Here is a 10,946-nt window from a genome sequence, read left to right on the forward strand (position 1 = left end):
GCCGCCACCGAACGTATGAAGGACCCCTCGATACGCCGCTCGGTGACCCTCTTCCGCGCCTTCATGCGCGAGCAGGACGACCCCGAGGCCTGCTACTCGCTGCTCGCCCGTGACGCCGCCGACCAGGTCGAGGCCTACGGCGGCGCCGTGGCGGGCCGGACCGTCGTGGACGTCGGCGGGGGCAGCGGCTACTTCACCGAGGAGTTCCGGCGGCGCGGGGCGCAGGCCTACCTCTTCGAGCCGGACATGGCGGAGCTGGGGCCGAAGCCGCCCGACTCGGCGGTGGTGGCGGACGGTTATCTGCTGCCGCTGGCGGACGGGGTCGCCGACGTCTGCTTCTCGTCCAACGTCCTTGAGCACGTGGCCGATCCGCAGACGTTCGTCAGCGAGCTGGTGCGGGTGACCCGGCCCGGCGGGCTGGTCTACGTGTCGTTCACCAACTGGCTCTCCCCGTGGGGCGGTCACGAGTGGGCGCCCTGGCACTACTTCGGCGCGGAGCGGGCGCGGGCCCGCTACCACCGCCGTACCGGAAGACCGGCCAAGCACACCCTCGGCGAGAACCTCTTCGCCGTGCACATCGGAACCACCCTCCGGCAGGTGCGCGCCCGCGACGACGTCACGGTCGTCTCGGCGCGCTCCCGCTACTGGCCGTTTCTCGCGGGAGCCGTCGTGAAGGCGCCGGGGCTGCGCGAGTTCGCCACCTGGAATCTCCTCCTCATCCTCCGGCGGTCCTCACCATGACGAGCACGGTCCAGGCTCCACCCCCGGCAGCAGTGCGCCCCACCGCGACCAGGTCCGGCCCCCCGGAGGGGCCGCGGTCGCGGCGGTGGCTGCTGGGGTTCTGGGCCGTGGTGTTCGTGCTGTTCCTCGCCGTGCACCCCGGACGGACGACCTTCGACACCAAGCTCGGTGTGGCGCTGGACCCGTGGCAGTTCCTGTCCGACCTTGGGCAGTTGTGGCACGACCGGGGCGGATTCGGCGGCATCCAGGACCAGTTCGTCGGCTACGTCTGGCCGATGCTGCCGTTCTACGGCCTGTGCAAGCTGATCAGCCTCCCGGTGTGGCTCGCGGAGCGGCTGTGGATGTCGCTGATCGTGTCCGTCGCCTTCTGGGGCGCGCTGCGGCTGGCCGAGCGGCTGGGCATCGGCACCTCCGCCTCCCGGCTGCTCGCCGCCGTCGCCTACGCGCTGTGGCCGGTGTTCACGATCGTCGTCGGCTCGACCTCGGCCGCCGCGCTCCCCGGCGCCTTCCTGCCCTGGGTGCTGCTCCCCCTCGCCGACGAGCGCTACAGCGCCCGGATCGCCGCCCTCCGCTCGGCCCTTGTCATCCCCTTCATGGGCGGGGTGAACGCGGCCTCGACGCTCGCCGCCCTGCTGCCCGTCGGCCTGTATCTGCTGTCCCGCCCGCGCGGGCCCCGGCAGCGCAAGCTGATCACCTGGTGGGTGCCGGGCGTGCTCCTGGCGACCGCCTGGTGGGTGGTCCCGCTGCTGATGCTGGGCATCTACGGCGAGAACTTCCTTCCCTACGTGGAGACTTCGCAGACCACCACGGCCACCATGTCGGCGACGGAGACCCTGCGCGGCGCCGGGAACTGGGTGGCGTACCTGCACTTCGGCGAGGCCTGGCTGCCGGCCGGCTGGACCGTGGTGTCCTCGGTGGTCGTGGTCGTCTGCTCGGCGCTCGCGGCGGCCCTCGGCCTGGCCGGACTCGCCCGCCGTGACCTGCCCGAGCGGCGCTGGCTGGTGCTCACCGTGCTGTCCGTCGCGCTCATCACCCTCGCCGGGTACGGCGGTTCGTTCGGCGCGCCCTTCCACGGCGTGGTCCAGGACTGGCTGAACGGCGGGCTCGTCCCCTTCCGCAACATCTACAAGTTCCAGGTGGGACTGGCGCTCGCGCTGGTCCTCGGGCTGGCCCATCTGGTCGGGGTCGCCTCCCAGGAGCGCGGTGCGAGACAGGTCCGCGGGCGCCGTCTCGCCCCGCTGATCGCGGCGGTCCTGGTGCTGCCGGGGCTCGCCTGGCCCTATCTCAACGGGTCGATCCTGAACCCCGGTTCCTTCCAGGAGCTCCCCAAGTACTGGCAGTCCACCGCCGACTGGCTGGAGAAGTACTCCCCCGACTCGCGCGCCCTCGTCGTCCCCGCCACCGCGCACGGCATCTACACCTGGGGCTCCACCATCGACCAGCCCCTCGACGTCCTCGCCGAGTCCCGCTGGGCGCAGCGCGACTACGTACCCTTCGGCACCGCGGGCAACCGGCGCGCCATGGACGCGGTCGAGCAGTCGCTGATGACGGGCTCCGAAGTCCCGGGCCTGGCCGACTACTTGAGCCGGGCCGGCCTCCACTACGTCGTCGTACGCAACGACCTGGACCCCGACCAGCTCGGCTACGTGCCGACCGCCACGGTGAAACGGACCCTGGAGCAGTCCGGCTATCAGCGGGTGACGGGCTTCGGCCCGGTCATGACGGGCGGCCGGATCGCCGAGGACACCCCTCTTCAGGTCGAGGGGCTGTATCCGCGCCAGCGGTCCGTGGAGATCTACGAACCGGTGAGCGCTGACGTGCCCCGGCCGGGACAGGCCGGGCTCAAGCCGATCGCCGACACCGCGGTGGTCTCCGGCGGGCCCGAGTCGCTCCTGCCGCTCGCCGCCGACCCGGCGATGCGCGGCCGTGCCGCCGTGCTCACCGGCGACAACCATCCGGGCCTTGGCACGCCGGCCGTCCAGGTGCTCGGCGACGGACTGCGGCGGGCCGACACCCGCTTCGGCCTGGTCAACGCCAACACCTCGTACACGTACACCGCGAACCAGCGCAACGACAGCGACAGCGCGCAGAACCCGGGTGACAAGCCGCACCAGATCCTGCCGACGGAGGGCATCGAGCACCAGACGGTCTCCGAACTGCGCGGCGCCGCCTCGGTGACGGCCTCCTCCACCGGCAACTGGCTGTTCCACCTGCCGCAGTACGACCCGGTGAACGCCTTCGACGGCGATCCGGACACCGCGTGGGCGGAGGGCGCGGCCGGTTCGGCGGACGGGCAGTGGCTGCGGATCGGCTTCACCGCCTCCGTGGACATGCCGTCGTCGTTCGAGGTGACACCGCTGGCGCAGGACGGGGTGCGGTCCGCGGCGACGCGGGTGCGGGTGGAGACGGAGCGGGGCAGGGCCACCAGCTACCTCCAGCCGAACGGCCAGACCCAGAGCATCAAGTCCCCGACCGGCGGCACGAGTTGGCTGAAGATCACGATCGTCGACTCGACCGCGCAGCACGCGGGTCTCACCGGTGCCGGCTTCTCCGGGATCGACATCCCGGACGTCCAGGTGACCCGCCTGCTGAAGCTCCCGACCGACACCGCGGGCTCGGACGCCGCGGCCGAGATCGTCTCCCTGCACCGCGCCGCCGACCCCACCGGGCTCTCCCCGACGGGCACGGAGGCGGGCCTGCACCGCACCTTCTCGACGTCGGCGTCGGGAACGTACGCGATCAGGGCGAGCGCGGTCCCCGTGCCGGGCGAGGAGCTCGACAGGCTGCTGTACGAGGTCGCGCCCGAGCAGCAGAGCCGGATCGTGGCCACCGCCGACTCGACGGCGGGGCTCGGCGCGGGCCTGTCCGCGCGCAATCTCACGGACGGCGACCTGACGACGGCGTGGATCGCGGGCGACGACCCGACGATCCATCTGAGCTGGCCGGACAAGCAGCCGGTCTCCTCGATCGTGCTGGCCCCGGCGGGCGGTCTGTCCACCCGGCCCACGAAGATCGCCATCAGCTCCCCGGACGGGGCGGCGATCGCCGGTGTCGACGAGAACGGCTGGGCCCGCTTCGAGCCCATCACCACCGACCAACTCGACATCACGGTCACCGAGACCGCGCCGCTGACCGTCCACAACCCGGTCGCGGGCGCCGACCTGCAGCTGCCGGTCGGACTCACCGAGGCGTACATCCCCGCGCTCGACCAGTACCGCACCCCGCAGCCGTCCGGCACCCAGGAGTTCTCGCTCCCCTGCGGGAAGGGGCCGATCCTCGCGGTCGACGGGCAGCTCTACGAGACGAGCGCGACCGGCACGGTGGCGGACCTGACAGCACGCCGGGCCATAGACCTGACGCTCTGTCAGGAGGGCTCCGACAACGCCGAGTTGGACCTGCCGTCCGGCTCGCACCGGGTCGAGGCCGGGAACGCGGGACCGCTCACCGTCACCGACGTCACGCTGACCCGCGGGACGGTCACGGAACAAGCCACCGCCGGGCGTGAGCTGGGGATACGCGACTGGCTCGGCGACCGCCGCGAGGTGACCGTCGGCTCGGGCGCGGCCTCGTACCTGACGACGTACGAGAACTTCAACGACGGCTGGAAGGCGACGCTCGACGGCGAGGAACTCACGTCGGTACGGCTCGACGGCTGGCAGCAGGGCTGGCAGATCCCGTCCGGCTCGGGCGGCACCGTCAAGCTGTCGTACGAGCCCTCCACGGCGTACGAGGCCGGGCTGATCGGCGGCGGTGTCGGCGTGGCCGCTCTGGTGGGCCTCGTCCTGTGGCGCCGGCGCTCGCCCAGCCCGGACGAGCCGCAGCCGGTGCCGTCAGGCCCCGGAGTCTGGCTGGGCCTGGTCGCGCTCACGCTGGTCGCGATCGTGATCGCCGGGTTCTTCGCGCTGCTCGTCCCGGTCCTGGCCCTGCTCGCCCGGAAGCGGCACGCACTCCTCGTACCGGTCGCGTTCCTCGCGTTCGCCGGGGCCGGTGTCGCCGCCGCGACGGGGGCCGGACAGGCGCCTGCGTCGGACGCGGGAGCGTTCTCCGCGGTCGCCCAACTGCTGGCGCTGATCGGCCTGTTCGCGGCGCTGGTGAGCGTCCGGGAGTCCGACCCGGCCGGTCCGCCGTGGCGGTGGGAACCCTCGGGTTCGGAGGCTCCGACGGCGCCGCTGCCGCAGCGGGTACGGGGCGAGCACGGCGGGCCGGGAGCGTTCGGCGAGAGGCCGCCGCCCCCGCAGACCGAGCCCCTGCCGCCCGCGCCCGTCACCCGCCCCGGCGCGCCGGAGGAGCGGGCGCCCTCGGGGCCGACCGTCTCCGCCCGCGGGCCCGGCTCCGCGCAGCGGGAACCCGACTCCCCGACGGTTCGGATCCCGTTCCGCAGACGGAGGCCGAGGCCGGCCCCCTCGGACGACACCGGGAGGGGCGAGGCCACATGACGGCTGTCGAGCACCCGGCACGCAACGGCGCGGAGGGACCGGCCGGCCCGCCCGCCCGCGTGCCCTTCCCCGTCGTCGACGAGGTGTCCCGGCACTGCCTCCAGGAGGCGGAGCCGGAGACCGTCCACATCGAGATCCATCTGCCCGGCCGGCTGGACCGCGCCCGCCTGCGCTCGGCCTTCACCGAGGCCCTGCGCAGGCACCCCCGCGCCCTGATCCGGGAGGCGCCGGGGGCCTGGTACCGGCTGCGGTACGAGTGGGAACTCGCCGACGAGCCGGACCTGGAGGTCGTGACGTTCCCGCCGCCGGACCGGGACGCCCTCAAGCACGCCCGCGACCGCGCGCTGAGCACCGCACCGCCGCTGACGGCGGCGCCGCCGCTACGCCTGGAGGTCGTCGACGGGGACAGCGCCACCCGGGGCACCGTCCTCTTCCTCACCATGAGCCACACGGCGATCGACGGCCCCGCCTGCCTCCGCGTCCTGGCCACGGCGGCGGAACTGTACGGCGGCCGGGACAACTCCCCCGCCGCGCCCCCCGTACGCACACCCGGCCCGCCCGCGACCGAGCGGGTGGAGACGCCCTCCACCTGGGCGCCGCCCGCCCGGGTGGCGCAGGGCACCCCCGACTCCTCCCCGGGCAACGGCCTGCTCGTCACCGAACTCGGCGTGCCGCGCCGCCCCAAGGGCTCCCCCTACACGGTGAACGACCAGCTCATGGTCACCACCGCCCTGACGCTCGCCCACTGGAACAGGGAGCACGGCGCCCGGCGTCGCCCGCTGCGCATCACCATGCCGGTCGACGACCGCCCCCGGGATATGGACATGCCCATCGGGAACGGTACGAGACTCGTCGAAGTCTCCTTCGCGCCCGAGGAGTTGGACGAGAAGGAGATGGGCGAGCTGCTGCGCCGCACCGCGCTGCGCACCCAGGCCCTGAAGTCCGCGGAGCGCCCCCAGCTCGGCCACGGCGCCGCCCTGCTGACCGCCCCCGTCGTCCCGGTGTCCTGGCGCGCCGCCGCCACCCGGGGCCTGCGCAGGGCCGCCGCGCCCTGGACGTCGACCACGCTGCTGAGCAACATCGGCCGGATCCCGTACGCGCTGGACTTCGGGGAGACCGCGGGCCGGGCCACCGCCGTCTGGTTCTCGGCACCCGCCCGGATGCCCCGCGGACTGACGGTGACCACCGCCTCCACCGCGGGCCGCCTGCACGTCGCCCTGCGCTGGTCGCGCGCCCTGCTCAGCCACGGTGACGGCGCCCACCTCCGCGACCTCTTCGAGCACTATCTGCACGCGACACAGGAGAAGGGCCCATGACGGCAAAGGCTCCCGCGGCGGACCCGACAACAGGTGCCGTGCGCCGAGGACTTCGCGACTTCTACGAGGACCCGGCCGTTCCCGTCGCCTCCGGCGGCGCGCGCAGCCTGCGGCAGGCCCGCATGCTCGCCGCCGCGCTCGGCCCGGCGACCGGGGGCGCGAAGACCGTCCTGGACATCGGCTGCGGCGACGGCAGCGCCGCCGCGACCGCCGCACCGCTCCTCGCCGGGCACCGCCTCGTCGGCGTCGACTGGTCCCAGGACGCCCTCAGGAGGGCGCACGCGCATGTGCCGTACGCGATCCGCGGCGAACTCACCGACGGCGGGCTGCCGTTCACGGCGGCCTCGGCCGACGCGGTGCTGTTCAGCGAGGTCGTCGAGCACCTCGTCGACCCGGACTCGGCGCTCGACGAGATCCGCCGGGTGCTGCGCCCCGGCGGCCACCTGATGCTCTCCACGCCGAACCTCGCCGCCTGGTACAACCGCGCCCTGCTGCTGGCCGGCGTGCAGCCGGTGTTCTCCGAGGTGAGCCTGCGCGCGATCCACGGCCGTCCGGGCAAGGAGGTCGTGGGGCACCTGCGGCTCTACACGCCCCGCGCGCTGCGGGAGTTCGTGACGGCGTCGGGCTTCGAGGTCGTCACCCTGCGGGGCGCGCCCTTCCACGGCGTACCGCGTCCGCTGCGCCCGCTGGACCGCCTGGCCTGCGCCGCCCCCTCGCTGTCGTCGATCCTCCTGCTGCACGCCCGAAGGACGTAGACCATGTGGTGGGGAGTGGCCGCGGCTCTGCTGGCGAACGTTCTTTACAGCACCGGATTCGTCCTGGAGAAACGCGCGTTGGCGGCCATGCCGAAGGTGGACATCCGCCGCCCCGCCCGCCTGCTGCGACTGGTCCTCGGCAGCCCGCTGTGGATCGGCGGTTCGCTGTCGCTGGCCGCCGGGTTCGGCGCGCAGCTCGCCGTCTACCGCACCCTTCCCATCGCCGCCGCCCAGGGCATCTTCGTCTCCGGGCTCGTCCTGCTGGTGCTGCTCTCCTCCCGGCTGCTCGGCGAGGAGACCTCAGGCCGGGAGCGGTACGCGCTCGGCGCGATCCTCGCCGCCCTGCTGATGGTGGTGCTGTCCCTGAGCGAGGACTCGGACACCGTCAGCCGGAGCGCACCGGCGCCGCTGATCCTCACCGTCTGCCTGCCGTCCCTGGCGATGGGCATCTGGCTGTACGGAGCGGCCGAGCGGCGCTCCCGGCACCGGCACCGGATGCCGACCACCGGCGTGGAGTACGGCGTGGCGGTGGGCCTGCTGTACGGGGTGAGCTCGCTCGCCATCAAGGGCATGTCCGGGTATCTGACGGCCGGTGGACCGCTCGGCACGCTGACCGGCCTGCTGCGCTCCCCGTACCCCTATCTCCTGCTCTTCACCGGCGCGTTCGGTCTGGTCATGTCGCAGGCGGCCCTGCAACGCTGCCGGGCCTCGCTGATCGTGCCGGTCTGTACGACGGTGACGTGTCTGTTCACCGCCGTGCTGGGCACTCTGGCGTTCGGCGAGGCGCTGCCGCACGAACCGGTGCGGCTCGCCCTGCGGCTGGCGGGCACGGCCCTCGCGGTCTCCGTCCTGCTCGTCATGCCCAAACACGACACCGCGCCCCAATCCCCCGTAGCCACCAAGGAGTTGACTCCCCCGTGAATCCCGACGACCCGTTGCTGAAGATCCTGGCCTGCCCGTTGGACAAGGGCCCGCTCCATCTGCTCGTACCCGATGAGTCCCTGGGGTCGGAGGCCGCCCTCTACAACCCGCGCCTGCAACGCCGTTACCCGATCCTGGAGGGCATACCGCAACTGCTGCCGTCCTCGGGGGAACAGGTCGACGAGGACGAACACGAGGAACTCCTCAAGAGGATGGCCCCATGAGCGGCCCCGCGACCGGCCCGGCGGCCAACTCCACGACGACGACCCTGACCGCCCGGCTGGCCCGCCTCGTCCCCACCCGGCTGGTCGCCGCGACCGCCCGCCGGGTCTATCCGCGCTTCGAGCCCGAGCTGGCCCGGCTGTCCGACCTCTGCCCGCCCGGCAGCCGCACGGCGGTGGACGTGGGCGGCTGGTACGGCCCCTGGACGCACCGGCTGGCCGCTCTCGCGGACCGGGTGGTGACCGTCGAACCGGTCCCGCACCTGGCCCGGCTCCTCACCTCCGGGGCCCCCGCCAACGTCCGCGTGGTGCACGCCGCCGCCTCCGACCACCAGGGCACCGCCCGTCTGTGGCTGCCCGCGGACGACGCCGGCGACCGCGGGGTGTCCTCCCTGGTCCGCCGGGACATCCACGCCCACGCCCTGGACGTCCCCTGCCTGACCCTGGACAGCCTGGACCTGCACGACGTCGACTTCATGAAGATCGACGTGGACGGCAACGAACTGGCCGTCCTGCACGGCGCGAGCACCCTCCTCAGCCGCGACCGTCCGGCCCTCTTCGTCGAGCTGGAGTTCCGCATCCAGCCCATCGCCCCCGTCGTCGACCACCTCGCCCGGCTCGGCTACGAGGGCTGGGTGCTGCCCGGCGACACCTGGCAGACCCTGGCCTCCTTCGACCTGGAGGCCCACCAGGCCCGCACCTGCCACGTCGTCTCGCGGGGCCTGCTGCGCAGGGTGCTGCCCCCGAAGGGCCCCCGTTACGTCAACTCGGTGCTCTTCCTCGCGGACGGCCGCCGTCCGGGCGCTCCGGCGGTGCGCGACGATGGGTCCCATGCCGCCCGCGAAACGCCCCACGACCCCCTTCACCCCTCTGGACTTCCAGCTGGTCCTGCTGCGCCGGATGGCGGACCACAACCCTGACCTGGTCGAGGACGCCCGGCACGAGCTGGGCGTCTCCATCGCCGGGATGCGCGAGGCCAACCGCCGCTGGCAGGCGATGCTGCACGCCCCGCGCTCCCGGGCGGCGGCCTCGCGCTACCGGTCGATCCTCGGCGTCCCCGAGTCCGTCGTCCCCCGGCAGATCGGCGACCTGTCCTGCGAGGCGCATCTCTGGCCCGTACCCCTCTGGCCCGACCTGCGCTTCGAGGTCCTGATCGCGCCGAACGGGGTGGCCTGGAACGAGTGGCTGGTGCGGGCGCCGGGCGCCCCCGGCCCGGCGCTCGACACCCTCGACGACCTCGCCCCCTGGTCCTGCACCGTCGACGAGGTGGCCCGCGCCTTCGCCCCCGCCCGGCCCCTGGAGGGCACCGCCCCGACGCGCTGGGGGCTGGCGTTCACGGCTCCGGACGCGGCGGGCGTACGACGGGAGTGCGCGGCCGAGTTCACCTGGGGGCTGTTGCAGCGGGTGGGCGTCAAAGAGCAGCCTTGACGATCGCCTCCGCGACCACGGGCACCGACTCCGGGTGCAGCCACAGGAAGAGGTTGGGCTCGATCAGCTCCAGCTCCATGACGCACGGCTCGCCGTCGTCGCCGTCGACCAGGTCGACCCGGGCGTAGAGCAGCTCGCCCACGTCCGGGACGGCCGTCAACGCCCTTTCGGCGACGGCGAGTTCGGCCGGGGTGGGCTGCCAGGTGCCCAGTCCGGGGTGCGCCACCTTCTTCACGTCGAAGGAGGTGCCGGATTCGAGTACGGCGCCCTTCCTGCTGGCGTGCACCAGACGGCCGCCGAAGAACTGGAGTGCCCGCTCGCCCCCGGCGTCGATGTTCTTCACGTACGGCTGGACCATCGCGGTCAGGCCCTCGGCGTGCATCCGGGCCAGGTGCGCCCGCGCCGTCTCCCGGTCCTCGGGGGTGTACCGGGCGGCGTAGCGGGCGCCGGCACCCGCGGTGGGCTTCACGACGAACTCGCGGTCGCCGGGGAGGTCGACGGACTCGCCCGGTGCCACGTACCGGGTCGGCACCACGGGAACGCCCGCCTCCGCGAGGGCTCCGATGTACCGCTTGTCGGCGTTCCACCGCACCACGCCCGCGGGGTTCGCCAGCCGGGTCGCGCGCCCGCACCGCTCGGCCCAGGCCACGAACTCCGCAGCCCGCCAGCTGTAGTCCCAGGTGGAGCGGATCACGACCAGGTCGAAGGCCGCCCAGTCGACCGCGGGGTCGTCCCAGAACGCCGCCCGGACCTCGGCGCCCGCCTCCGCCAGCGCGGCCGTCAGCACCGGCAGATCGCGGTCGGCGCTGGGCTCCTCGCCCGGGTCGTAGGTGGCGAGCGCGATCCGGGCACGTGCGGCACTGCGGGCCACGGTGGACTCCATCCTCGTACGGCGATCTCCTGGTGATCCGGGCGCAGGCTAACAACCCGCCGTGCGGCCCGGCCAGGTGTTTTCGCCCTGTCGGACCGGCTCTAGGGAGTGGCGGCCTTCCACTCCTCGGCGGTGAGCGGCGGGCCGGTGAGCTGGGGCTTTAGGGGGCCGGCCACGGCGGCGAGGAGGACACCGGGGGCGAGGAGGACGTGGGCGCCGCGTTCCAGGGAGGAGACGTCGGTGAAGCGGCGCGCGAT

The 10,946-nt window shown here is 73.5% G+C and carries 9 protein-coding genes; 8 read left to right on the plus strand and 1 reads right to left on the minus strand.

What is annotated here, in order from left to right; all coding sequences use genetic code 11:
- The first annotated feature begins 15 nt into the window (after positions 1 to 15).
- The 8 genes from ACIP79_RS15700 to ACIP79_RS15735 are packed head-to-tail and all read left to right on the plus strand — an operon-like array spanning position 16 to position 9,818.
- Positions 16 to 741 carry a class I SAM-dependent methyltransferase gene (locus ACIP79_RS15700; protein WP_383680376.1) on the plus strand — a complete coding sequence of 242 codons (726 nt, stop codon included), beginning with the start codon at positions 16 to 18 and terminating at the stop codon, positions 739 to 741.
- Positions 738 to 5,177: an alpha-(1->3)-arabinofuranosyltransferase family protein gene (locus ACIP79_RS15705; protein ID WP_401223391.1), complete on the plus strand. Its 4,440-nt coding sequence runs from the start codon at positions 738 to 740 to the stop codon at positions 5,175 to 5,177. Before ACIP79_RS15700 ends, ACIP79_RS15705 begins: the two co-directional genes overlap by 4 nt.
- The gene (locus ACIP79_RS15710; RefSeq protein ID WP_401223392.1) at positions 5,174 to 6,493 is read left to right on the plus strand and encodes a condensation protein; all 1,320 of its coding nucleotides are present in this window, start codon (positions 5,174 to 5,176) and stop codon (positions 6,491 to 6,493) included. The genes ACIP79_RS15705 and ACIP79_RS15710 overlap by 4 nt, the downstream gene beginning before the upstream one ends.
- On the plus strand, positions 6,490 to 7,248 hold the full coding sequence (locus ACIP79_RS15715) for a class I SAM-dependent methyltransferase (RefSeq protein ID WP_401223394.1): 759 nt from the start codon (positions 6,490 to 6,492) through the stop codon (positions 7,246 to 7,248). The genes ACIP79_RS15710 and ACIP79_RS15715 overlap by 4 nt, the downstream gene beginning before the upstream one ends.
- Positions 7,249 to 7,263: 15 nt before the next feature.
- Positions 7,264 to 8,169, plus strand: a complete 906-nt coding sequence (locus ACIP79_RS15720; protein ID WP_401223451.1) for a hypothetical protein — start codon at positions 7,264 to 7,266, stop codon at positions 8,167 to 8,169.
- Entirely contained in the window at positions 8,166 to 8,393 is a 228-nt protein-coding gene (locus ACIP79_RS15725) for a Trm112 family protein (RefSeq protein ID WP_401223396.1), read from the plus strand. Before ACIP79_RS15720 ends, ACIP79_RS15725 begins: the two co-directional genes overlap by 4 nt.
- Positions 8,390 to 9,310 carry an FkbM family methyltransferase gene (locus tag ACIP79_RS15730; protein ID WP_401223398.1) on the plus strand — a complete coding sequence of 307 codons (921 nt, stop codon included), beginning with the start codon at positions 8,390 to 8,392 and terminating at the stop codon, positions 9,308 to 9,310. Before ACIP79_RS15725 ends, ACIP79_RS15730 begins: the two co-directional genes overlap by 4 nt.
- The gene (locus ACIP79_RS15735) at positions 9,213 to 9,818 is read left to right on the plus strand and encodes a hypothetical protein (RefSeq protein ID WP_401223400.1); all 606 of its coding nucleotides are present in this window, start codon (positions 9,213 to 9,215) and stop codon (positions 9,816 to 9,818) included. The genes ACIP79_RS15730 and ACIP79_RS15735 overlap by 98 nt, the downstream gene beginning before the upstream one ends.
- Here ACIP79_RS15735 and ACIP79_RS15740 read toward each other — a convergent pair.
- Positions 9,802 to 10,701, minus strand: a complete 900-nt coding sequence (locus ACIP79_RS15740) for a RimK family alpha-L-glutamate ligase (RefSeq protein ID WP_401223402.1) — start codon at positions 10,699 to 10,701, stop codon at positions 9,802 to 9,804. The genes ACIP79_RS15735 and ACIP79_RS15740 overlap by 17 nt on opposite strands.
- Positions 10,702 to 10,946: the final 245 nt, after the last annotated feature.

Source organism: Streptomyces sp. NPDC088747 (genome assembly GCF_044751025.1).
Classification (GTDB): domain Bacteria; phylum Actinomycetota; class Actinomycetes; order Streptomycetales; family Streptomycetaceae; genus Streptomyces.